Source organism: Tessaracoccus sp. OS52, from assembly GCF_020687685.1.
In the GTDB taxonomy this organism is placed as follows: Bacteria; Actinomycetota; Actinomycetes; order Propionibacteriales; family Propionibacteriaceae; genus Arachnia.
The window spans coordinates 36,649-59,041 of the sequence record NZ_JAJEWM010000003.1 but is presented as its reverse complement, the minus strand read 5'-3'; the positions used below and the strand labels follow the sequence as shown (position 1 = coordinate 59,041).

Here is a 22,393-nt window from a genome sequence, read left to right as displayed (position 1 = left end):
GGTCTCGTCGGGGCTCGTTTCCGACCCCCGATGATCGAGTAGGCGCCGGCGAGGGACGAGCGGCGCCGTGTCGAGATCCGGCTGTCGCCAGCTCCCGATGATCGAGTAGGCGCCCGCGAGGGACGAGCGGCGCCGTGTCGAGATCCGGCTGGAGTTGGTGTTGGGCCGTGGCGAGTGGTCTCGACACGCCGGCTCGTTCCTCGCCGACTACTCGACCAGCGGAGCCCTGCTACTCGACCAGCGGAGCCGGCTACTCGACCAGCAGGCCCGCTACTCGACCACCGGAGCACTGGTTACCGTGACACCCTCGCGGACGGCGTCGGCCACGACCCGCGCTCCCTGAGGCAGCATGGCGATCGTGTAGTGGTTGACACCCTCGACGTCGCGGACCTCCAGCGTGGGGACCCGATCCTTCCAGCCGTCGAGCCAGCCGGGCGGGTAGAGTCCCTCGGGCTGGTCGAACATGCCACGCTCGGCGCGCAGCAGGAGGATCGGCAGCGTCAGCGCGTCCAGGGCGCGGGTGAGGTCGGTGCCGTCGCCGGTGACGTCGACGGTGTCGGCCGCCATCGCCTCGTACCGGGTGGCGGGGTGCATCGACGGCGGCTCGCCGTGGAGGTCGTAGGCGACGTAGTCCGACATGTCGTCGTTCCACTCCTTCATCGCCGGGTGCTGGCGCCAGCCGGCCTCGTAGTCCGCCAGCGACGGGAAGGTCCGCGACAACCGCTCCGCCGCCGGTCCCAGCACTGCCTCGATCCCCTCGCGGGCGTCCATCCCGTCGGGGATGCGCAGCGGGATGCCGCCGTCGACGAGGACCAGCCGGTCCATGAGGTGCGGGTAGCGGTGCGCCAGCACGACCGAGACGAACGCCCCCATCGAGTGCCCGACTGGCAGCACGTGCTCAACCCCGAGGTGTGCCAGCAGGGCGGCGACGTCGTCTGCGTGGCGGACCATGCCGTAGGGGCCCTCGAGGTGGTTGCTCAGGCCGCGTCCACGCAGGTCGGGGGCGATGATCCGCCATTCGGGCAGCTCCCGGGCGAACGCCAGCCACGCCTTGTGCGAGGACGTGATGCCGTGGATGGCGACGATCGTGCCGGCGGGTTCGCAGTCGGGGTCCCAGATGCCGGCGTGCAACAGCCCGGGTGAGTCGAAGGTGGAGTAGGTGCTCATCTGGCCGTCCACCCGCCGTCCATCACGTAGCTCGCGCCGCTGGCCATGTGGCCGTGCGGTCCGGCCAGGAACGACGCGAGTGCGGCGATGTCGGCGGGTTCGACGAACTCCTTGACCGCTGGCATCTGGAGGAACACCTTCTCGGTGACCTCGGCCTCGGACAGGCCGTGGACCGCCATCTGGTCGGCCACCTGCTTCTCCACCAGCGGGGTGCGCACGTATCCGGGGTTGATGCAGACGGATGTCACCCCGTGGGCGCCGCCCTCCAGCGCGGTCACCTTGCTGAGGCCCTCCAGCCCGTGCTTGGCGGAGACGTAGGCCGCCTTGAACGGGGAGGCCACGAGCCCGTGCACCGACGAGACGTTGATGATGCGGCCCCAGCCGCCGGCGTACATGTGCGGCAGCGCGGCGCGGATCAGCAGGAATGGGGCCTCCAGCATGATCCGGTGGATCAGGCGGAACCGAGCCGGGTCGAACTCCTCGATGGGGGAGACCTGCTGGATGCCGGCGCAGTTGACCAGGATGTCGCAGTCCAGCCGCAACTCCTCCAGGGCCGCGGTGTCGGAGAGGTCCACCACCCACGCCTCCCCGCCGAGTTCGTCGGCCTTGGAGCGTGCGGCGTCCTCGTTGAGGTCGGCGACGACGACGTGGGCGCCGTCGTCGGCGAACCGCTTGGCAATCGCGGCGCCGATGCCGCTGGCGCCGCCTGTGACCACGGCCTTTCGGCGGATGAGTTCCTCAGCCATTCCGCTGCTCCTGTCTGCTGGATCGGGGTGGGTTGAGCGCGCCGTCGACCAGCACCATGAGCTGGTCCAGGACGTGCTCGGGAAGGGTGGTGGGGGCGCCGTCGTCGGCGGGCCAGACGAGCCAGCGCATGGCGATGATCTCGCCGATGCCCATGAAGGCCCACGCGGCCACCTCCGGGTCGATGTCACCGACCTCGCCGCGACGCTGGGCCGTCTTCAGGCCGCGGACGTAGCCCTCGGCGATCAGGTGGTAGTGGCGGCGCATCGAGCCCGGGTCGACGAACTCGGCCTGGCGGATGATGCGGTGGAGCTCGGGGTGCTCGGCTGAGAACTCGAAGAACGCCCGGAAGCCTGCGCGTTCGATCTCGGAGCGGGTGTGTCCCTGCAGTCCGGCCTCCGACATGGCTCGGCGGACGCGGTGGTTGAGGTCCTCCACCACTTCCCTGAACAGCTCGAACTTGCCCTCGAAGTACAGGTAGAACGTCCCGAGCGCGACCCCGGCACCCTCGGTGATCTTGACGATCGAGGCGTCGTGGTAGCCGTGTTCGGCGAACACCTTGGTGGCCGAGTCCAGGATCCGCTGCCGGGTCTTGCGCCCCTTGGCCGTGGGCGGCCGTTCGGGTTGCGGCGGATTCAGGTCGTAGGCACGCTGTGCGACCATGCCTGCGCCTCCTTCCTGAGGGCCGAGCGCTGTACCTTGCTCAGACCGGCTGTCGGCAGTTCGTCGGCCCAGATGAACCGGCGCGGGACCTTGTGCGCCGCAAGCAGCCCACGGCAGTGCGCCGCCAGTTCGTGCTCGTCGACGGGGACCTCGGGCTTGCGGACCACCCACGCCCACGGGACCTGGCCGCGGGCGTCGTCGGGGGCGCCGACCACTCCGCAGTTGGCGACGGCGGGGTGCTGCAGCAGCACCTGTTCAACCTCGCTGGGGTGCACGTTCTCCCCGCCGACGACCATGACGTCGTCGAGGCGTTCAAGGATGGTGTAGTAGCCATCGGCGTCGCGGTTGACGAGGTCGCCGGTGCGCAGCCACTCTCCTGCCATGCGGGCGGCGGTGGCCTCAGGGTCGCCGAGGTAGCCGGCGAAGACTCCAGGTCCGCGGACCAGCAACTCCCCCTCGGCCTCGCCGTCGAGATGCTCACCGGTGGCGAGGTCCGCAACGGCGACGTCGAGGTGCGGGTAGGGCTTGCCCGCCGAGCCGGCATGGCTGTAGGCGTCGGCGGCGGGCAGGCAGAGCACGTTGGGGGAGGCCTCGGTGAGGCCGTAGCCCTGGATGAGTGCGACGCCGCGCGCGTGCCAGGTGCGCAGCAGCGGGGCGGGCATCGGGGCGCCGCCGACGACGGCCGTCCGCAGGGCGGACAGGTCGGACGTCTCAAAGCCTGGGCTGGTGGCCACCATGTGGTACTGCATCGGGACGGCCATCAGGGCGGTCACGCGGCGCTCGGTGAGCAGGCGCAGGGTGCGCCGGGCGTCGAAGTGCCGCTCCAGCACGACGGTGGCGCCCACCCACAGCGCGAGCAGGGTCTGCACGTTCCAGCCACCGGAGTGGAACTGCGGCATGACCGACAACACCACGTCGTCGTGGGTCAGCGGCACCGTGCGTGAGAAGGACAGGTTGGTCCAGAAGCAGTTGGAGTGGGTCAGCACCGCGGCCTTGGGTGCGCCGGAGGAGCCGGAGGTGAACAGCACCAACAGCGGGTCGTCGTCTTGGGCGGGCCGCGGCAGGGTGACCGGTGTGCGGTGCTCCCGAGGCGGGACGCGGGCCTCCACCTCGGTGGTGAGGACGCTCGGTGGCGGCTCGGGCAGCCGGTCCAGCGCCGACCTCGTCAGGGAAGCCAGTTCGCTCTGGTGCACGACCAGGACGGCGTCGACGATCTCCAACTGGGCGGTCAGTTCCGTCGCCGACAGCCGCCACGAGAGGGGGGCCAGCGCAATGCCGGTGCGGGCACAGGCGAACAGCAGCACCACGTGGGTGGCGCAGTTGCTGGTCACCGTCGCGATCCGGTCCCCGGGTCCGTAGCCCGCATCGGTGAGGGCGCCAGCCAGGGCTGCGATCCGGGACTCGAGCTCGGTGTAGGTCACCTCGAGGCCACTGTCGTCGAGCGCCACGTGGTTGCCGAAGACCCGTGCGTTGTCGCTGACCCAGCGGCCCAGCGTGTGTAGTTCGCTCACGCCTCGACCCTCCTGGTCCTGCGGCGCAGGTCCGCGACGGCGCCGCTGATGCCACCCGGCATCAGGATCACCACGAGGATGAACAGGGTGCCCAGGATGAACATCGGCTCGCTCAGGGGGATGCGCAGCACCACGGGCAGGTCGCTGATGAACTGCGAACCGGCCAGCGCGGCGAGCCGCTGGTTCAGCAGCGTGTAGATGACCGCGCCGACGATGGCTCCCCATCTGCTCCCGACGCCGCCGAGCACCACCATGACCAGGAGGGTCAGGGTGAAGTCCGCCGACGTCGTGGTGTGGCTGGCGGTCGACTGCAGCAACAAGTAGGCCATGCCCACAATGATGGCCAACACACCGGCGGCCACGAAGGTGAAGAACTTCACGATGAACGGGTTGCCCCCCAGCACCTTCACGCGCGTCTCGTTCTCCCGGGTGGCGGCGACGACGTGGCCGGCACGGGAGTGCTCGATCCATGCGACCACCGCGTAGACGAAGATCATCACCACCAGCGCGAGCCAGTACAGGTTGCGGGTGTTCAGGACCCCGACGAGGCCCTCGGGGATATTCGTGGTGTTGAGCGACAGCCCCTCGTCGCCACCGGTCAGGCGGCCGGGGTTGCGGCGCACCAGCACGTTGGCCGCGTGCGCGAACGCCAGCGTGACCATGGCGAAGGCGATTCCGCCCACCCGCAGGCTGATCGCCCCGAGGATGTGGGTGAGGACGACGCCGCCGGCGAGGACGATCAGCGCGGCCGGGATGAGACCCAGGTCGGTCTGGTCCAGCAGGATGGCCAGACCGTAGACCCCCATGCCGAAGTACAGGGCGTGGCCGAAGCTGAGCAACCCCGCGACTCCGAACAGCAGGTGGTAGCTCAGCGCCAGCCCCGCCGTGAGGAGCGCGAGGGCCATGATCTGCAGGGATCCGGGGGTCCACGTCGGGCCGGGGAGGATGCCGAGCCCGGGGATGTTGAACAGGGGCAGCAGGAACGCGATCACGGCGGCGATCGCGACGGTGATGACGGTGCGCATCGACTTGAGGCGGGACATCAGACTGCCTTCCTTCCGAAGAGGCCCTGCGGGCGGACCAGCAGGACTACCGCCAGGAGCAGTACGACGACGAAGTCTCCGAGCCCGTAGTGGTAGTTGATGAACTGCTGCAGGACCGCCACGAGGACCGACGCCACGGCCGCGCCCCAAAGCGAGCCGAGGCCGCCGATGACGGTGACGATGAACGCGAAGATCAGCAACGTCCCACCGAGGAGTGGCGAGACGTAGCCGTAGTACTGACTGGCCATGACACCGCCGATGCCGGCGACCATGCCGCCGATCGTGAACACCAGGGTGAAGGCGCGCCGCACGTCGATGCCGAGAGCGGTCACCATGGACCGGTTCTCCACACCGGCCCGGATGATCAGGCCGTAGCGGGTCTTCTTGAGGAACAGCACCAGCGCAACCAGGACCACGACGGCGACGCCGATGACCAGGAAACGGTCGTTGGGGATGGGCGCGCCCAGGACGTTGGTGGTGGCGGTGAGCCAGCCGCGGTTGGTCAGGAAGATCGGGTCCGAGCCCCAGATGCCCTCGAACAGGGCCACGGAGGCCAGCGCGAGGCCGACGGTGACCAGGACCTGTTCGATGTGGCGCTTGTACAAGCGCCTCACCAGGAAGAACTCGGTGGCAGCGGCGAACAGGCCACCGGTGACCGCGCCGGCGAGCACGGCCAGGGTCAGGCCGGTCCAGGTGTCGAAGCCCAGGCGCCTGCCGACCTCCCAGCCCGCGAAGGCGGACAGGGTCAGGAACGAGCCGTGGGCGAAGTTGAGCACGCCCATCAGGCCGTAGATGAGCGACAGCCCGGAGGCCACCAGGAAGTAGAGCGCGCCCAGGCCGAGGCCGGTGACAAGGAGAAGGATGAAGGTGCTCACGGGGCGGAATCCTCCGTCGTGTCAGTCGGTCGGGTGATGGGCGCCTTCGCGCTGGCGGGCCCCCGTTCGGGATCCTGCTCGACGGCGCGCGCGGCTGCCGCGGCGTCGGCCCGGGCGGCGTGCCGGGCGGGGCCCCGGACCCCTTCTCCCGGCTTGGCACCATGGACCCCGAGGAGCCGCTGGAGCCGGTCGGCGTCGTCGAGCAGTTCGGCGGCGGGGCCGGTGTGGACGGTGTGGCCGGCGTCGATCACCACGACGTGTTCGGCGAGTTGCTTGATCACCTGCAGGTTCTGCTCCACGAGGAGGATCGGGACGGTGCGGGCGGCCTCCGCGAGCACCTTCGCCACCTCCGTGACCAGGCGCGGGGCGAGGCCCTTCGTGGGCTCGTCCACCAGGAGGAGCCGGTTGTCGTTGATGAGGGCGCGGGCGAGCGAGACCATCTGCTGCTGCCCACCCGAGAGGGTGCCGGCGCGCTGTGACGCGCGTTCGGAAAGTTCGGGGAAGAGGTCGAAGATGAAGTCGAACCGCGGCTTCGGCTGCCGGACCGCGAGGTCCAGGTTCTCGCGCACGGTGAGGGTGCCGAAGACCTCGCGGTCCTCCGGCACGTAGCCGACGCCGCGCTGGACAATCCGGTGGGTGGGCAGCTTGTCGATGGGTTCGCCGTCGAAAACGACGGTTCCGGTGCGGTCGATCAGGCCCATGATGGATTTCAGGCTGGAGGTCTTGCCGACGCCGTTGCGTCCCAGGACGGCGGTGACGCCGCTGGCCGGCACCTCGAAGGAGACGTCCTCAACCACCTGCTGCCCGGCGATGCTGCCGCGCAGGTGCTCGACGGTGAGCAGGGCACTCATGCGACGTCTCCGATGTAGGCGCTCTGGACGGTCTCGTTGTGCATGATGACCTCGGGGGAGTCGATGGCGAGCAGTTTGCCGTAGTGCATTACCGCCACCCGGTCCACGATGCCGAGCAGCACGTCCAGGTGGTGCTCGACGATGAGGATGGTCCGCCCGGTGTCGTTCAGGTCCGAGATGACGCCGATCAGTTCCGGCACGTCGGAGGAGTTGACCCCGGCCATCGGCTCGTCGAGCAGGATCACCGCCGGATCCATGGCGAGCAGGACGGCGATCTCGAGCTTGCGCTTGTCGCCGTGGGAGAGGTCCCCGGCGTAGGCGTCGATGGCGTCCAGGCGCACGGTCTGGAGGTGCTGGAGCGCCTCGGTGGTGGCTTCGTCGTCGTGGCGCGGGCTCCGGAAGACCGAGAGGTTGCCGCCGAGCCGTTGCTGTGTGGCGAGCCGGACGTTCTCGAGGACCGTCAGGCGTGGGAACAGGCTCGAGGTCTGGAAGGTGCGGCCCAGCCCCAGCCGCGCGCGGCGCGAGATGGAGGTGTGGGTGATGTCCTTGCCGTCCAGGAAGATGCTGCCGGAGGTCACGGGATTGATGCCGGAGATGAGGTTGAACAGCGACGTCTTGCCCGCGCCGTTCGGCCCGATCACGCCCACCATCTCTCCGCGGGCGACCTCGAAGGAGACGTCGATGACGATGTTGGCGCCTCCGACGCTCCAGCTGAGGTTCCGGACCTCCAGCGCGTTCCCCTGCTGGGGAGTTGTCTCACTCATTTGCCTGTTCCTGTAGTGGTGGGTGCGGTTGGTCTCGACACGCCCGCTCGTTCCTCGCGGGCTACTCGACCAGCGGTTTTGCCCGCTCGTTCCTCGCGGGCTACTCGACCAGCGGGTCTGCCCGCTCGTTCCTCGCGGGCTTCGGCTTGCCTTCCGCTGGTCGAGTAGCGGCTCGGGAGCGTCAGCGACCGAGGTGCGTGTCGAGACCTCTTGCCGTGGCGGTTGGTCTCGACACGCCCGCTCGTTCCTCGCGGGCTACTCGACCAGCGGTTCTGCCCGCTCGTTCCTCGCGGGCTACTCGACCAGCGGATTTGCCCGCTCAGCGGTGTGGTCAGCCGGCCTCGGGCGGCGCGACCTCTTCACCGGGGATCTCCGCCACCAGTTCGGGCACCCAGTTGGCGCCGTCCTGGACGAGCTTGACCTGGTACATCGGCTGGATCAGCGCGTGGTCGCTCTCCCGGATCTGGTAGGAGCCCTTCGGGCCCTCGAACTCCCAGCCCTCAAGGGCGGAGACCATCGAGTCGACGCTGCCGTCGCCCTCCTCCACGGCGTGGACGATCATCTGGGCCGTGACGAAGCCGTCGGGGGTGAACAGGTCTCCCGCCTTGCCGTCTGCCTCCAGGAAGTCGAGCATCGCGGCGTTCACCTCGTTGTCGGCTGCGCCGGCGAAGTAGTGGTTCAGGAACTTGATGTCCGCGGAGGCCTCACCGAAGGCGTTGTAGGTGCTGGTGTCGCCGAGTCCGGTGACGACGCTGGTCGCGTCGAAGACGCCCTGCTGGGTCAGCGCCTGCCACATGGCGCCGCTGGTGGCACCGGCCCAGGCGACGAAGACCAGGTCGGGCTTGGCATCGATGATCTGGCGGGCGAACGGGGTGAACTCGGTGGCGTCCTCGGGGACCAGAACGCTGCTGACCTCGGCGTTCTTGGCGGCGAAGGCCATCTCGACCGCCGCGACGTTGCCCTGGCCGAACGCGTTGTCCTGAGCGAAGACCAGCACCTTGGCGCCGTCCTCAATGTAGGACGCGGCGGTGGCGACGTCCTGCAGGGACTGCCTGCCGGCGCGGAAGGTGTAGTCGTTGATGCCGGTGATGGCGTCTGCGGCTGCCGGCCCGGAGATGAACAGGACCTTGTTCTGGGCGGCCTGCTCAGCGACGGCGAGCGCGACGCCCGAGGCGGTGCTGCCGGCGATGATCTGGGTGCCCTGACCGATGAGGTCCTTGGCGGCCGAGACGGCCTTCTCAGGGTTCCCGGTGTCGTCGACGTAGGTGATGTCGAGCTTCTGCCCATTGACCTCACCGGTGCCGTCGGTGGCGTAGTCGAGTCCCGCCTCGAAGCCCTCGAGGAACTTCTCGCCGTAGGCGGCGAGCGGACCGGTGCGGGAGTAGATGATGCCGACGGGTACGGGCTCGCCCGCGGGCGCCTCCGAGGTGGCCTCCTCGGAGCTGGTCTCCTCCGAGGTGGTTTCCTCGGCGGTCGACGCGCCGTCGGCGGTGGTCTCCGGGGCGGTGTCCGGCTCGGCCGGGGTGCCGGGTGCACAGGCGACGACTCCCAGGAGGAGCGCGGCGGCGCCGGTGGCCAGCAGAGACTTCATTGTCCGCATGATGTGCCTTTCGTTGAGCGGTATGTGGTTCCGGGTCGGTTGTCGGGTTGTGGTCGGTGCCCCTCGACGGGCTCAGGGCAACGGATGGGGGTGGTCGAAACGGGTGGGTGGGTCAACGGCGCAGGAGCACCGCCTCGCCCTGTCCGCCGCCTCCGCAGAGGGCGACGGCGGCCCTGCCGCCGCCGCGGCGCTGCAGTTCCAGGGCCGCGGTGAGGACGAGCCGCGCCCCGGAGGCGCCGACGGGGTGACCGAGCGCGATCGCTCCGCCATTGGGGTTGGTCTTCTCCAACGGGTAGCCCAGGGCCTTGCTGGTGGAGATGGCGACGGCTGCGAAGGCCTCGTTGACCTCCAGGAAGTCCAGCTCCTTCAGCGAGGTGCCCGACGACTCCAGCGCAGCTGCGATGGCGCCTGCGGGCTGCTCGTGCAGCTGGGTGTCGGGTCCGGCGACCTGGCCGTCGGCGCCGACGACGCACAGCCAGTCCCAGCCCCGTTCCTCCGCGTACTGACGGGTGGTCAGGACCAGCGCGGCGGCGCCGTCGGAGATGGGGGAGGAGTTGCCGGCGGTGATGGTGCCGTCCTTGGCGAACGCTGGACGCAGCTTGCCCAAGCCCTCCAGGCTGGAGTCGGGCCGGATGCCCTCGTCGTGCTCGATGACGCGGGTGCCGCGACGATCGGTCACCTCCAGGGGCGCGATCTCCTCGGCCAGGCGTCCGGCCTCCTGCGCGGCCGCGGCCCGCAGGTGGCTGTCCACGGCGACGGCGTCCTGCGCCTCGCGCGCCATGCTCCGGTCGGTGTTGCCCTGCTCGGTGAGCTGCCCCATCGAGATGTGGTGCTCGGCGTCGTCGAGGCCGTCGACGGCCAGGGAGTCCTCGAACTGCGCGGGACCGTACTTCACTCCGGCCCTCACCCGGGTCAGGTGCGGCGCCGAGGTCATCGACTCCTGACCGCCTGCGACGACGACCCGCGCGGCACCCAGCCGCAGCAGGCGGGCGGCCTGCACGACGGTGTCCAGCCCGGACAGGCAGACCTTGTTGGTGGTGGCGGCGGGCACCGACATCGGTAGTCCCGCCGCGACGGCCGCCTGCTTCGCGGGGTTCTGGCCGCTGCCGGCCTGGATGACCTGGCCCATCAGGACTTGGTCCACCTCCGCGGCGTCGACGCAGGCCCGCTCCAGGGCGTGCCGGATGGCGTGTGCCCCGAGGTCGACGGCGCTGAACCCTGTCAGCTGGCCCAGCAGGCGCCCCTGCGGCGTCCGGGCACCGGCCAGGACCACCACCTCGACCTCAGACATAGGATTCCTCCAGTTCCACGGTGAACTCCGGTTCGGTGATCTCGCGCAGTTCCTCGACGGTGACGCCGGGCGCGACGCGCCGCAGGACCAGGCCGTTGCCGGTGACGTCGAGGACGCAGCGGTCGGTGATGATGCGGTCCACCACGCCCACGCCCGTGAGTGGGAGCGAGCACTCGTTGACGATCTTGGGGGTGCCGTTGCGCGAGACGTGCTCGGTGATGACGATCACGCGCGGGGTGCCGGCAACCAGGTCCATCGCACCGCCCATGCCCTTGACCATCTTTCCGGGGATCTGCCAGTTGGCCAGGTCCCCGGAGCCGGAGACCTCCATGGCGCCCAGCACGGCGATCTTCACCTTGCCGCCCCGGATCATCCCGAAGCTCGTCGCGGAGTCGAAGATGGCCGCTCCGCGGGTGAGCGTGATCGTCTGCTTCCCGGCGTTGATGAGGTCCGGGTCCTCGTCGCCCTCGTAGGGGAACGGGCCCATGCCCAGCACCCCGTTCTCGCTCTGGAGGATGACGTCGACGCCGTCGGGCAGGTTGTTGGCCACCAGCGTCGGGATGCCGATCCCGAGGTTCACGTAGTCGCCGTCGTTCAGTTCCGAGGCCGCGATGGCGGCCATCTCGTCGCGGGTCCAGGTCATGCCATGACCTCCACCCGCTGGCGGACCGTGCGCTGCTCGATGTCCTTCGGGGCGCCGGAGTACCGCACGAGCCGGTCGACGTAGACGCTCGGCGTCACGATGACGTCGGGGTCCAGCGAGCCAGCCTCGACGATGTGCTCCGCCTCCACCACGGTCACCTTCCCGCAGGTGGCCACGACGGGGTTGAAGTTGCGCGCCGTGCGCCGGTAGGTGAGGTTGCCGAGCGTGTCGGCGGTGTGGGCGTGCACCAGGGCCAGGTCCGCGACGATGGCACGTTCGAGCACGTGCGTGCGGCCGTCGAACTCGGCCGTCGGCTTGCCGTCTGCGACGACGGTGCCCACGCCGGTGGGCGTGTAGAAGGCGGGGATCCCCGCACCGCCGGCGCGCATGCGCTCGGCCAGGGTGCCCTGGGGTACGAACTCGACGTCGAGTTCGCCGTCGATGAACTGCTTGGCGAACAGCGCGTTCTCCCCGACGTAGGAGGCTAGGACCTTGGAGATCTGGTGGTTCTCCAGCAGCAGGCCCAGGCCCTTGCCGTCGATGGCCAGGTTGTTCGACACGATCGTCAGGCCGGTGACGCCTGAGTCGCGGACCACCTCGATGAGGTCGCGCGGGATGCCACACAGGCCGAAGCCCCCGGCGGCGATCACCATCCCGTCGCGCAGGAGGTCGGTGAGCGCCTCCGTTGCGCTCTCCTTTAGTTTCGACACGCTCCACTCCTTCGTCGGCGATGTCCGTAGCCCAATCATGAAACATGATTCAGGTTTTGGAAAGGGGGTGTCTTCAACGTTATTGATTCGTTACCTTTCTTTCGCGGGCATGGGAAGGGGCGGTGGGCCATTGTTCGCCCACCGCCCCAACCAGAAGTCCCCCTACACCCAGAGGGTCAGGAACTCGTCCCCGAAGGCGACCATCTCCTCCACGGTCCCGCCGCCTAGGAGGAGCGTGCCGTCATAGACCTCTGCGGCGCAGGCCTCTTCACCTTCCTTGGCGGTGCAGAGCCACTGCCCGACGGTGGTCGTCTCCATGCCCGTCATCGTCATGTCCCTCTGCACGTCCGGGATGAACATCGTGAAGATCACGACGCCGTCCGGGCTGCTGTACATGGCGAACTCGCTCTCCGGTTCACTCACCGGGGTGTACTCGCCGACCTGTGACGGCATGATCGGCAGGTTCGAGGCGGGAGGGGCGTCGGTCGGCTGGTCCGTGGGCTGGTCGGTCGGCTCGGTGGGTTGCGCCGGTTCGTCCGTCGGCTGATCAGTTGGCTCGGTGGCCTGGTCGGTCGGCTCGTTGGTCGGCTCCGTCGGGTCGACGGTGGCCTCGTCGCTCGGGGAGGTGGTCGCAACCGTGGCGCTGGTCGTCGGTTCCGCGACGGTGTCGTCCCCGCGGTCGAACAGGTACCACGCCACCGCGCCGATGGCCGCAAGGAGCACCACCGCGACGATGATCAGAGGGAGATTGCTCCTGCCGCGCTCCGGTTCCGGCTGGTAACCCGGCTGGCCGTAGGGGCCCTGGGCTCCGTAACCCTGTTGGGCCGAGGCGTACCCCTGCGGGCCGGCGTAGGGAGGCTGTCCCGATCCATACCCGGCTTGCCCGTAGCCGGGCTGAGCGTATCCCGGGGGTGCGTAACCGGGCTGGCCCTGCTGCGGGTAGCCCGGCTGGCCGTACCCCGCCGGGCCCGGTGGGCGACCTGCTTGCCCGTATGCGCCCGGCCCCGGGCCTGGCGCATGGCCCTGGGATCCGGCCGAAGGGTAGCTCCCCGGCTGTCCGGCAGAAGCGTAGCCGCCCGGCTGTCCTGCGGACGCGTAGCCGCCCGGCTGACCTGCCGAGGGGTACCCCTGCGCGGGTTGGCCCTGGCCCGGTGGGTGACCGGGCTGAGCCGGATGCATCTGCGTCGGCGGCGTCGGCTGACCTTGAGGCTGACCAGGTCCGTCCGGACCGGGGCCGGGGGGAGTGGGGTTGTTGCTCATCGCGCTCCTTGCGGGTTCGAGCCTGGGTCAGCCGTCGATCGGGTTGCCGTAGGGATCCAGGCGCCGACCCTGCGCGTCGCGCGGGATGTCGTCGTCGGCCCGGGAGTCCGCCACCGGGCTGCCGTAATCCTCGCGATCCGCGTACGGCGGAGGCTCAGGGGAACCCTGCGGCCGGACGGTACGAGCCGGCTCGTCGAGCGGCAGGCTGTCCTCTACGACGTCCTCGTCCTCGGCGTCCTCATCCTCGACGGCGTCCTGGCTCCAGGCGGGAGAGGCGGGCTCGGGCGAGGCCTCGTTCGCGGGAAGGGGCTCGGAGGCCGCGACGACGTCAGGCTCCCCCCATGCGGTGGGGTCTTCGCTGAGTTCCGGCTCCAGGTCGAGTTCGTCCAGCTCTTCCTGGAGATCCGTGGTCAACCTGCTCTCCCGGTCCAGCTCTTCCGGGTGGTCCGTGGTCAACGACGGCTCCCGATCGGACTCGTCGAATGCCTGCTGACGGTTCTGGTTAAACTCCGACTCGCGGTCCGGCTCCTGCTGGCCGTCCCCGGCCGCGAAGTCCGCGGCCGGTTCGTCGGCGGGCGCGGCCGGAGCATAGCCCTCGCTGTAGCGGCCAGCAGCCGAAGCGGCGGTGTCCTCATCATTGGCGACTGAGTCGTCGGGGACGACCAGGGGACCGTGCATGGTCTCCTCGTCATCATCCAATGAGCTTGCGTCGACGCGGCGCCCCACGGGCGCGGATTCGGGGTCGGTGGAGAGCTCGTCCTGCGAAGGGTCGGGTTCGACGCCGCGGCGGGGTTCGCCGGGGGAGTGGCTGTGGTGTTCTTCAGCGAAGGGGCCGTCGGGGTCGACGTGGTCCTTCTTGCGGAGTCCGAGAATGATTGCGATGACGATGATCAGGGCGATGACAACGATCAGAACCCAGACCCAAACTGGCCAGTCAGCCATGTGATCCCTCCTTCGAATGGGGAACTTGCCCCAAGCGTAGTGTGATTGGGTCCTTCCCGGCGGACCGTGCTAATGTTTCTCGTCGGGTCGGATTCGGCCCACTGCGCGAGTGGCGGAATGGCAGACGCGCTGGCTTCAGGTGCCAGTGTCCTTCGGGACGTGGAGGTTCAACTCCTCTCTCGCGCACAGATAGTGCCTCTGACTAGGGCAAATACCGGGAATCGGCGAGAGGAGAAAACCTCTCGCCGATTCTCTGTCTTTGGGTGCTGGTTCGCCTTTGGCAGCGGGTGACACCCGGGGACGCGGTCCCGATTGCCGTCGAGGACAGGCTTCTTGCCTGGTTGGGGGATCATCATTCCCCACGGGTTGCCCGTGGGGAATGATGATCCCGGGCCTCAAGGAGGGGACTGACTTTCGGCCAGGCTCTGGGTCGTGTGGGCCGCAGGTGACCCGGGGCACCTGTGATACTACGGCTCGTCGTTCTTGCTGGGGGTGCGGTGTGGTCGGCGCGAGGGTGCGTCGGGGGAGTGGCTTCGGCGCTGACGATCAGGTCGCCTCCTTGGATAGTGTCGATGGTGCGGTAGCGGCGCAGGGTCTTGGCCGGCTGCTGGATGCTGACCCTGGTCGCGGCTTCGAGCGTGGGGTCCAGCGGAGGTCTGCTGACTGACACGGATGTGCGAGCCAAGTTCATGACCCTTGGCTGGGCAACGACTGTGATGTGCTGGTGTTCACCTCGGAGGAGTTCGGGCGGCTCGCGATCAGCGGCGAGGAGCCGGTCGTCGCTCAGATCGTCGCTGACGGGGTGGTCCTGCTCGGGTCGCTGCCGCAGGCGACGGTTGGTGTGGCGTGATGGCGACGCTCGAACACCGCAATCACGCACGAAGCTTCCTGAGGAAGGCCGAGGAGTACTTGGCCTCCGCGGAGGCGTATCTGAGTGCGGAGCGGTACACCGTGGCTGCGGGGATGCCATCCATGCGGGCATCTGCGCCAAGGACGCCATCGTCACTCAGCTCACCGGTTCGAGGGTGAAGGGCAAGGACCACGCGCTTGCCGCGAAGGAGCTTCGTCGGGCACTGGGGCAGCGACCGGACGCGGCCGGTGCCGAGAAGGGACTCCGCGAATTGGTGTCGAACAAGGCTGACGTTGAGTACGGCGTCAGCCTCATGTCTGTTGTGAAGGCTGAGGCGCTCGTCCGTCGCGCTCGGAGCGTGGTCGAGATCGCCGTCCGCGTCGTCCGACTCAACGGGTGACGGCGACCCCCAGGTGCCGAGCTCCCGTGCAGGCTGTCCGGTTGCTACGCTTCCGCCTGTCCCGTTCCATGGCGCCGAGGATGCTGAATATCCGCGTCGCTGGGGTCCGCTGATCGTGTGGTTGGGGGCCGGCCGTGTGGTGTCACGGTCGTGTGATGGACTCCTCTGGAGCTCTCCGGATGACCGGCATGTCCGCATCGATGCCGGTGATGCCCTCCATCTGGACGGTCTCCGCTGCGGCCAACGGGCACACGATCCGCGCTGGCTGCACCAGCCCGGCCTCAGTCGCGTCCGATGCTGATGACCACGCCCCTGCCACGATCCACGGCCTTGACGCTCTCGATAAGCACCAGCAGTCCGACACCGGCGGCCGCTGCGATCAGCAGATCGACCGCGCCCAGCGGCTCCAGCCGCAGGAGCACACCCAGCGGCGTGTAGAGCGCTACCAACTGCAGTGCCAGCACCAGTGCGGCGATCCACAGCAGCAACGGGTTGGAACGCCAGCCGATCGTGGTGAGCGAGTCGTGGTGGGACCGGGTGGCGAAGGCCTGCCCGATCTGCAGGAACGCAAGGGTGGTGAACAGCATCGACTGCCACGCCGGGTTGCCGGTTTCGTGGTACCAGAAGCCGATTCCCAGCGCCACGACGCCGATGACCAGGCCGACCCACACCGTCCGACGGCCCAGACCACCCGTCCAGAGACTCCCGCCGGGCACGTGGGGCGGCCTGCGCATCACGGTGGACTCAGCGGGCTCCTTGCCCATCGCGAGGCCGAGCAGGCCGTCGGTCATGAGGTTGAGCCAAAGCAGCTGCAGCGGGAGCAGGGCCACAGCCGCCGTGGCATCGAATGGGAGGAAGAGGAACGGGATGGGCCAGCCGACCATGACGATGATCTTGCCGAGGTTGCCGGCCACGGCGAACGAGACGAACCGGCGAAGGTTGTCATAGATGACCCTGCCCTCCTCGACGGCGGCGATGATGGTGGCGAAGTTGTCGTCGCGCAGCACCATGTCCGAGGCCTCCTTCGAGACGTCGGTGCCGGTGATGCCCATGGCCACGCCGATGTCGGACTTCTTCAGCGCGGGTGCGTCGTTGACGCCGTCGCCCGTCATGGCCACGATCTGGCCATGACGCTGCAGCGAATCGACCAGGCGGAGCTTGTGCTCTGGCGAGACGCGGGCGAACACGCTCACAGTCCTGGTGGCGAGATCGAACTCCTCGGCGTCAAGGCGGTCCAGCTCGACGCCTGTCAGCACTCCACCGTCGCGCCCGATGCCGAGCTCGCGGGCGATGGCCTGCGCAGTCAGGGGGTGGTCGCCTGTGATCATGACCGGTCGGATGCCGGCGCCCTGACAGGTGGCCACGGCTGTGGCCACCTCGGGCCGAGGGGGATCGATGATGCCGACGACGCCCAGCAGGACGAGGTCGGTCTCAGGGTCGGCCGGCGTGTGCCCGGGGCGGATGAGCCGCAGGGCGAGGCCCAGCACCCGCTGGCCACGTGAGGCCAGGTCCTTGTTGGTGTTCTCGACCCAGGCGCGCGTGGCGTCGTCGAAGGCTCGGACGCCGCCGTCGGCGAGCACGCCAGCGGTGCGGGGAACGAGCGCGTCGACGGCTCCCTTCACGAAGAGGAGATCGTGGTCCTGCGGTAGCTGCGCCAGCTCGGAGACCCGCCCGGCTAGCGCCGCGTGCCGGGTGCTCATGCGTTTACGTTCGGAATCGAAGGGCAACTCCCCGATCCTCGGCAGGACCGTGCGCAGGGTTACCACGTCGATCCCGCCCCGCTTGGCCGCGTCGAGCAGGCAGGTCTCAGTAGGGTCGCCGATCGCCTCAGCCCCCTCCCCGGCGACGTGGCGAAGCTCGGCGTCGTTGCACAGTGCCCCGGCCGCCAAGGCGACGAGGGCCAGACCTGACGGCGGGCCACCTCCCGGTGTCCAGAGGCCCTCGGGCAGGATCAGCGTTGAGACGGTCATCCTGTTCTGGGTCAGGGTGCCTGTCTTGTCCGAGCAGATGGTGGTCACCGAGCCCAGGGTCTCCACCGCAGGCAGTTTGCGCACCAGGGCGTTGCGCCGCAGCATCCGCTGGGCACCCACGGCCAGCGTGAACGTCACGACGGCCGGTAGACCCTCTGGGATGACCGCAACGGCCACCGAGATGGCGGTGAGCACCAGGTCGCTCCACGTCTCGCCGGCGAGCGCGCCAAGGACCGCAACGACCCCTGCGGTGACGACGCCCAGGACGGCAAGTTGTTTTCCGACGCTGTCGAGGCGCGCCTGGAGCGGGGTCTGCTCCGCCGTCACCCCCTGGAGCAGGTCGGCGATCCTGCCCAGTTCCGTGGCCATGCCAGTGGCGATGACCAGACCCACGCCACGGCCGTAGGTGACCTCGGTTCCGGAAAATGCCATGTTGACGCGATCACCCACGGGGAGGTCTGAACCCGCTAGAGGTGCGGTCATCTTGTCCACGGCCTCGGACTCGCCCGTCAGTGCCGCCTCCTGGATCCTCAAGGAGACCGCCTCGAGCAGTCGTAGATCGGCCGGGACCACGGTGCCCGCGTCCAGATGGATCACGTCTCCCGGTACCAGTTGCCGTGCCGGTAATGGGACGGTGCCGCCGTCGCGGAGGACCCGCACGGTGGGTACCGTCATTTGGCGCAGGGCGGCGATGGCTTTCTCTGCTCGGTACTCCTGGAAGAAGCCGAGTAGTGCGAACAGCAGCACGATCCCGCCGATGGCACCGGCCTCCAGGAACTTGCCGAGGATCAGCGAGAGGACGGTGGCCGCGATGAGGATCAACACCATCACCGAGGTGAACTGCTCCCACAGGATCTTCCAGGCCGGTGTGCCGCCGCGGTCGATGAGTTCGTTGGTGCCGTAGCGCTTCAAGCGCTCCTCGGCCTCTGGCGTCGTGATCCCGGAGGCCCGCGAGTCAGTTCGCGCCAGAGCGTGGTCGGTGGTGATCAGATGCCAGGACGGATCAGTCTCGGCTGGGCTGTCGTCGGTGAGGCTGTCCGTGGGCAAGCTGTCTCCCGGAGTGAGGTGCATACGAGTGAGGTTCATGCAAAGGAAGAACGTCGAGTCTCTCCCGCCTTACGGCCGATCCGACGGGCTTGCGCCGTGCTGACGTCGGACCCGTTGTGGGGATACTCCCTCTCCGCACAACTCGAGGGTACCTGCCCTTGGGGGCAGCCGCAACTACGCTAGACGCATGCCTGGGCCGCCCCAGTTGCGTGGGACTTGACAGTGAGACAATACGCTGGGCCGACACTTGGCGGAGATGGCCCTATTGGGGTCGGTGCCAGTTGGAGAAAGCGAAGAGCAGTGCACCGATGAGGGTGACACTTAGCCCTACCGCCAACAACTCGTCCGGTTCCGGCCTGGCAACGAGCACCTCAAGGAATCGCACCACGATCACGAGCAGCAGCGTCCCAGCCGTTCGGCCCTTGAGGTGGTCAAAGGAGAGCGTGGTGAGGCTTGGGGGCAGGTTGAGGTCGCCCACAAAGAGTTCCCACAGTCCGTAGCCGACGATGAGCATCACCGTGGCGATGAGGATCGAGTCCACGCTCTCGTACAATTTGACCAGCGCAGCGTCGGGGTTAGTCGACGCGGTGAGCAGCGTCTCGACAAACAACAAGGCCTTGCTGAGTGCCCAGAGGTAGGTGGTCACGGACAGCAGAAGTGCTGTGACCGCCCCGATGGCCGCGATGTAGCGAAAAAGCTCGAGACCCCGTTTCATCGCCCCGGCGCCCCGCATGGATGGCCCTACGCCGGGGGCCTCAGCCTCGTCCCGGTGGGTCGGCTCAGTGTTCATCACGGTCCACAGGGACAAGCGTCCGGGGGTTGCAGCACCGTGGGTATCATGCCGAGAGTGTAGCAGTCCGGCAGACGGAGCATCGGCGCGGGAGCCGGCGCGCCACAAGCAAGTTACGAGGGCACGCCGGTCGTCCTTACGGCTATCCCGTGTTCTGCAGACCGGCAGCCGCTCCGTTCACGGTCGTCAACAGGACCCGCGTCCACTGTTCCCGGTCCTCCTCAGACGGGGCGTCGTCCCCCGGACCGCCCTCGCGGATGACGCGCAGTGCGCGCAACTGCAGGTGGCTGAGCGCGTCGATGGACGGGGCCCGCAGTGCAACCCGGGTGCCGAGGCGGAGTTTGCGTTCCAATAGCTCCTCCTGCTCCAGGGTCGCCAGCACCAAGCTGCGCGTCAGCTCGTACTCCGCCAGCACGGCGCTGGTGACACTCAGCTGCCCACCGAGTGCCAGGAAGGACTTCGCCAGGCGCGGGTTGGCCTTCGCGAGGCTCATCTCCGCAATGTCGATCATGCTGGCAAACAGCGGCCACTGACGGTAGGCCTCGCGCAACCGCTCGAGGTCATCCACAGCGGCCAACCCGGAGCCCAGCCCGAACCAGCCGGGCACGTTCGCCCGGATTTGGGACCATGCGAACACCCAGGGGATGGCCCGGAAGTCACTCAGATCCCTGCCCTTCTCCGCGCCGCTTCGCCGCGCCGGGCGGGATCCGAGCCTCAGCCGCCCCAACTCCTCAAGCGGGCTCGACGCAGCCACGACATCGGCGAAACCAGGCGTGCGCACGAGGCTGAGGTAGGTCTCGCGAGAGACCCGCTCCACCGTCGTCGCGACATCGTCGAACTCCTCAGCGGCGGCACGGTTGCGGTGCACCACGTCGTCGGTGTCTGCGAGCAGCACCGCCGAGGTGAGACGTTCCAAGTGCGCCTGGGCCAGGGTCACGTCCGCGTACCGGGCAAAGATGACCTCACCCTGCTCGGTGACCTTGAACCGGCCGGAGACCGAACCCGGAGGCTGGGCCAGGATGGCCCGGTGAACAGGGCCTCCGCCACGGCCCAGGGATCCGCCTCGGCCGTGGAACAGCGTGAGTTGGATGCCGTGACGCTGCGCCCACTCAACGATCTGGGTCTGCGCCCGGTAAAGAGTCAGGGTTGCGCTGGCCGGCCCGACGTCCTTGGCCGAGTCCGAGTAACCGACCATCACCTCGACGTGCCAGTCCACCTCGTCGAGCCAGCTGCGGGTGCTCTCCAAGGTGAGCCACTCTTCAAGGACACCGACGGCCCCGCTCAAGTCGGCTCCGGTTTCGAAAAGCGGAACCACGTTCAAACTGAGGGCGGCGTCACCGACCGCGAGGCGAGCAAGGGCGCGCACTGCGACGAGGTGCTGAGCCTGCTGGGTGAAGCTCACCACGTGACGGCCGCACGACTGAGCCCCCCAGCGCTCCTGAAGCCAGGACATGACCCGAAGCGTGTCGAGCACCTCGCGGGTGGCGTCGCTGAGAGCCTGGACGTGGGCCGGCCAACCGTTGACCGCGAGCGAGTCGAGCAACTCCAGCCGCGTGGGGCTGCCCGGCGCTTCCGGGTCCCAGTCGAGTTGCCCGAGCAGTTCGTCCAAGACTCGCCGGTGCACATCGCTGTGCTGGCGCACCTCCAGGTCGGCCAGGTGGAAGCCGAAGGTTTCGGCCAGCCAGATCAGGTGCTGGAGCTCCCCGAAAGCCGCCCGTGTGTCTCCTGCCTGCTCCAGGGAGGTCTGGATCAGACTGAGATCAGCCACCAACTCAGCGGGCTCGCGGTATGCGAGATCGATCTGGCCCTCTCTGGTGGCCGTGAGCCTGGTGGCGACGAAGAGTAGCTTCTGCCGATGCGGCTCTCCCGGAGACGATTTGCGGATGAGTTGGAAGATCTCCGGCGCCGTGACCGAATCACGGGCCAGCGCACTGGCCAGTTCGGGCGACGGGGGGCTGGCGTCCTCGCTCATCGTGAGGGTGCGGGCGACGCGATCTGCTCCGGTGGCGAGCGCCTTGAGAATGCACTCCGCCTGGATGGACATGGTCTGCCGGGTGACCTCGGCCGTGACGAACGGGTTGCCGTCCCGGTCACCGCCCACCCAGGAACCGAACCGCAGGAAACCGGGAACCGACGGGCGACAACGGCCCGGCTCCCCGTCGGCGATCGCGGACTCGACTGTGCGGTACAACCGTGGCACCGCTTGAAACAGCGTCTGGTCAAACACGGACATCACGGTGCGAACCTCGTCCGAGGGTTGGGGTGGTGTGGTGCGCAGGGGGGAGGTGCGGCTGAGGATGTCGATCTCCTCCAGCATCCGGCGCTGAGCGAAGTCCCGCTCCTGCGAGCCGGAGCCTGGATCGTCGTAGCGGTCCAGTTGTTCGGCGATACGATGCAGGGCTGAGGAGACAGCGCGCCTGCGAGCTTCCGTGGGGTGCGCGGTCAGCACCGGATGGATGCGGAGGTTCTTCACGCGAGCCGCCGCGGGGCCGAGTGCGGCCACCGCTGGCCAGACGTCCGGCGCCGTGCCTGCCACCTCGGAGTGTGTCCCGCGGATGAGTCTGGAGCGGTACCGCTCCTCGCTGAGGTTGATCAGGTGGAAGTGAACGGTCAGGGCCTGCGCGAGTTGAAGCGCCTGGGTAGCGGTCAGTGCCCCGACGACCCGGCCAGGCTCCTCGGGGTCGCCGCCATCGGCGGCCCGTGCCGCAGAGTCCTGCACTTGCTGCATAAGCGTGGCGAGCGCGCCGGCTCCTCTCTCGTGGAGAACCTGCTCATGCAGTTGTGTGAGGATGTCGATGTCGGCTTCCAGGAGCCGGTCAAGACCGTACGGATCCTGGTCCAGGTGGATCGCCTCGGCAAGGGGATTGGTCATTGCTACCTCTCTATTTCGTGAATGATGAATCGTGTATCATGCTCCGCTATGGCACCTGGCGACTGGACCTTTCTCTCCAACTATGGCCACGTTCTCGTGGCCCTTGCCCGGAACCCGACGGCGCGGATGCGAGACATTGCGCAGCAGGTGGGTATCACTGAACGAGCCGTGCAGCAGATAGTCGGTGAGTTGGTGACGCAGGGTTACGTGATCAAGGAGAAGTCGGGGCGGCGAAATCACTACCATCTGGCTCCCGGCACCCACCTGCGCCATGATCTGGAGCGCGGCGTCAGGGTCGCCGACTTCGTGGCGATGGTGAGCGGGGCGGACGAAACGAACGGGGCCCGCGCGACGCCGAGCAGGGCGAAGAGTTGATGTACCCATGTGCCCACCTCGCGAT

General features: G+C 68.4%; 20 protein-coding genes and 1 tRNA gene. 4 read left to right on the top strand and 17 right to left on the bottom strand.

Annotation, left to right across the window (positions count from 1 at the left end):
- Positions 1-270 precede the first annotated feature (270 nt).
- The 14 genes from LKO27_RS11445 to LKO27_RS11375 all read right to left on the bottom strand — a co-directional run bounded on the left by LKO27_RS11445 (position 271) and on the right by LKO27_RS11375 (position 14,064).
- Entirely contained in the window at positions 271-1,167 is an 897-nt protein-coding gene (locus LKO27_RS11445) for an alpha/beta fold hydrolase (RefSeq protein WP_227737639.1), read from the bottom strand.
- Positions 1,164-1,913: a 3-hydroxybutyrate dehydrogenase gene (locus tag LKO27_RS11440; RefSeq protein WP_227737638.1), complete on the bottom strand. Its 750-nt coding sequence runs from the start codon at positions 1,911-1,913 to the stop codon at positions 1,164-1,166. The genes LKO27_RS11445 and LKO27_RS11440 overlap by 4 nt, the downstream gene beginning before the upstream one ends.
- On the bottom strand, positions 1,906-2,574 hold the full coding sequence (locus LKO27_RS11435) for a TetR/AcrR family transcriptional regulator (RefSeq protein WP_227737637.1): 669 nt from the start codon (positions 2,572-2,574) through the stop codon (positions 1,906-1,908). The genes LKO27_RS11440 and LKO27_RS11435 overlap by 8 nt, the downstream gene beginning before the upstream one ends.
- Positions 2,547-4,085: an AMP-binding protein gene (locus LKO27_RS11430; RefSeq protein WP_227737636.1), complete on the bottom strand. Its 1,539-nt coding sequence runs from the start codon at positions 4,083-4,085 to the stop codon at positions 2,547-2,549. The genes LKO27_RS11435 and LKO27_RS11430 overlap by 28 nt, the downstream gene beginning before the upstream one ends.
- Entirely contained in the window at positions 4,082-5,128 is a 1,047-nt protein-coding gene (locus tag LKO27_RS11425; RefSeq protein ID WP_227737635.1) for a branched-chain amino acid ABC transporter permease, read from the bottom strand. Before LKO27_RS11425 ends, LKO27_RS11430 begins: the two co-directional genes overlap by 4 nt.
- Complete coding sequence (locus tag LKO27_RS11420) at positions 5,128-6,003, bottom strand: branched-chain amino acid ABC transporter permease (protein WP_227737634.1); 876 nt, start codon at positions 6,001-6,003, stop codon at positions 5,128-5,130. The genes LKO27_RS11425 and LKO27_RS11420 overlap by 1 nt, the downstream gene beginning before the upstream one ends.
- Complete coding sequence (locus LKO27_RS11415) at positions 6,000-6,854, bottom strand: ABC transporter ATP-binding protein (protein WP_227737633.1); 855 nt, start codon at positions 6,852-6,854, stop codon at positions 6,000-6,002. The genes LKO27_RS11420 and LKO27_RS11415 overlap by 4 nt, the downstream gene beginning before the upstream one ends.
- Positions 6,851-7,618, bottom strand: coding sequence for an ABC transporter ATP-binding protein (locus LKO27_RS11410; RefSeq protein WP_227737632.1), 768 nt, complete (start codon positions 7,616-7,618; stop codon positions 6,851-6,853). Before LKO27_RS11410 ends, LKO27_RS11415 begins: the two co-directional genes overlap by 4 nt.
- A gap of 331 nt (positions 7,619-7,949) precedes the next feature.
- Positions 7,950-9,209, bottom strand: a complete 1,260-nt coding sequence (locus LKO27_RS11405; protein WP_227737631.1) for a substrate-binding domain-containing protein — start codon at positions 9,207-9,209, stop codon at positions 7,950-7,952.
- Positions 9,210-9,330: 121 nt separating this feature from the next.
- The gene (locus LKO27_RS11400) at positions 9,331-10,509 is read right to left on the bottom strand and encodes an acetyl-CoA C-acetyltransferase (RefSeq protein WP_227737630.1); all 1,179 of its coding nucleotides are present in this window, start codon (positions 10,507-10,509) and stop codon (positions 9,331-9,333) included.
- Positions 10,502-11,152: a CoA transferase subunit B gene (locus tag LKO27_RS11395; protein WP_227737629.1), complete on the bottom strand. Its 651-nt coding sequence runs from the start codon at positions 11,150-11,152 to the stop codon at positions 10,502-10,504. Before LKO27_RS11395 ends, LKO27_RS11400 begins: the two co-directional genes overlap by 8 nt.
- Complete coding sequence (locus tag LKO27_RS11390) at positions 11,149-11,862, bottom strand: CoA transferase subunit A (RefSeq protein ID WP_227737628.1); 714 nt, start codon at positions 11,860-11,862, stop codon at positions 11,149-11,151. The genes LKO27_RS11395 and LKO27_RS11390 overlap by 4 nt, the downstream gene beginning before the upstream one ends.
- A gap of 162 nt (positions 11,863-12,024) precedes the next feature.
- Entirely contained in the window at positions 12,025-12,588 is a 564-nt protein-coding gene (locus LKO27_RS11385) for a hypothetical protein (RefSeq protein WP_227737850.1), read from the bottom strand.
- A gap of 561 nt (positions 12,589-13,149) precedes the next feature.
- Positions 13,150-14,064, bottom strand: a complete 915-nt coding sequence (locus LKO27_RS11375; RefSeq protein ID WP_227737627.1) for a hypothetical protein — start codon at positions 14,062-14,064, stop codon at positions 13,150-13,152.
- Between the two features lie 103 nt (positions 14,065-14,167).
- Here LKO27_RS11375 and LKO27_RS11370 point away from each other — a divergent pair.
- The 3 genes from LKO27_RS11370 to LKO27_RS11365 all read left to right on the top strand — a co-directional run bounded on the left by LKO27_RS11370 (position 14,168) and on the right by LKO27_RS11365 (position 15,314).
- Positions 14,168-14,250: transfer RNA gene (locus LKO27_RS11370), tRNA-Leu, on the top strand.
- Between the two features lie 538 nt (positions 14,251-14,788).
- Positions 14,789-14,914, top strand: a complete 126-nt coding sequence (locus LKO27_RS15275) for a hypothetical protein (protein ID WP_255622499.1) — start codon at positions 14,789-14,791, stop codon at positions 14,912-14,914.
- 175 nt (positions 14,915-15,089) lie between these two features.
- On the top strand, positions 15,090-15,314 hold the full coding sequence (locus LKO27_RS11365; protein WP_227737626.1) for a hypothetical protein: 225 nt from the start codon (positions 15,090-15,092) through the stop codon (positions 15,312-15,314).
- Between the two features lie 281 nt (positions 15,315-15,595).
- On the opposite strand, the gene LKO27_RS11360 is transcribed toward LKO27_RS11365, so the two are convergent.
- The 3 genes from LKO27_RS11360 to LKO27_RS11350 all read right to left on the bottom strand — a co-directional run bounded on the left by LKO27_RS11360 (position 15,596) and on the right by LKO27_RS11350 (position 21,993).
- Positions 15,596-18,331, bottom strand: a complete 2,736-nt coding sequence (locus LKO27_RS11360) for a cation-translocating P-type ATPase (RefSeq protein WP_076062388.1) — start codon at positions 18,329-18,331, stop codon at positions 15,596-15,598.
- Between the two features lie 262 nt (positions 18,332-18,593).
- Positions 18,594-19,121, bottom strand: coding sequence for a YqhA family protein (locus tag LKO27_RS11355; RefSeq protein WP_143570989.1), 528 nt, complete (start codon positions 19,119-19,121; stop codon positions 18,594-18,596).
- A 142-nt stretch (positions 19,122-19,263) separates the two neighbouring features.
- The gene (locus tag LKO27_RS11350; RefSeq protein ID WP_076062272.1) at positions 19,264-21,993 is read right to left on the bottom strand and encodes a phosphoenolpyruvate carboxylase; all 2,730 of its coding nucleotides are present in this window, start codon (positions 21,991-21,993) and stop codon (positions 19,264-19,266) included.
- A gap of 48 nt (positions 21,994-22,041) precedes the next feature.
- Here LKO27_RS11350 and LKO27_RS11345 point away from each other — a divergent pair, with 48 nt between their 5' ends.
- Positions 22,042-22,368: a helix-turn-helix domain-containing protein gene (locus LKO27_RS11345; protein ID WP_083665557.1), complete on the top strand. Its 327-nt coding sequence runs from the start codon at positions 22,042-22,044 to the stop codon at positions 22,366-22,368.
- Positions 22,369-22,393 lie beyond the last annotated feature (25 nt).

Coding starts and splice junctions, on each gene's coding strand:
- LKO27_RS11345 (WP_083665557.1), top strand. CDS start 22,042: ATGGCACCTGGCGACTGGACCTTTCTCTCCAACTATGGCCACGTTCTC.
- LKO27_RS11445 (WP_227737639.1), bottom strand. CDS start 1,167: ATGAGCACCTACTCCACCTTCGACTCACCCGGGCTGTTGCACGCCGGC.
- LKO27_RS11375 (WP_227737627.1), bottom strand. CDS start 14,064: ATGGCTGACTGGCCAGTTTGGGTCTGGGTTCTGATCGTTGTCATCGCC.
- LKO27_RS11410 (WP_227737632.1), bottom strand. CDS start 7,618: ATGAGTGAGACAACTCCCCAGCAGGGGAACGCGCTGGAGGTCCGGAAC.
- LKO27_RS11425 (WP_227737635.1), bottom strand. CDS start 5,128: ATGTCCCGCCTCAAGTCGATGCGCACCGTCATCACCGTCGCGATCGCC.
- LKO27_RS11405 (WP_227737631.1), bottom strand. CDS start 9,209: ATGAAGTCTCTGCTGGCCACCGGCGCCGCCGCGCTCCTCCTGGGAGTC.
- LKO27_RS11350 (WP_076062272.1), bottom strand. CDS start 21,993: ATGACCAATCCCCTTGCCGAGGCGATCCACCTGGACCAGGATCCGTAC.
- LKO27_RS11395 (WP_227737629.1), bottom strand. CDS start 11,152: ATGACCTGGACCCGCGACGAGATGGCCGCCATCGCGGCCTCGGAACTG.
- LKO27_RS11400 (WP_227737630.1), bottom strand. CDS start 10,509: ATGTCTGAGGTCGAGGTGGTGGTCCTGGCCGGTGCCCGGACGCCGCAG.
- LKO27_RS11440 (WP_227737638.1), bottom strand. CDS start 1,913: ATGGCTGAGGAACTCATCCGCCGAAAGGCCGTGGTCACAGGCGGCGCC.
- LKO27_RS11435 (WP_227737637.1), bottom strand. CDS start 2,574: ATGGTCGCACAGCGTGCCTACGACCTGAATCCGCCGCAACCCGAACGG.
- LKO27_RS11415 (WP_227737633.1), bottom strand. CDS start 6,854: ATGAGTGCCCTGCTCACCGTCGAGCACCTGCGCGGCAGCATCGCCGGG.
- LKO27_RS11355 (WP_143570989.1), bottom strand. CDS start 19,121: ATGAACACTGAGCCGACCCACCGGGACGAGGCTGAGGCCCCCGGCGTA.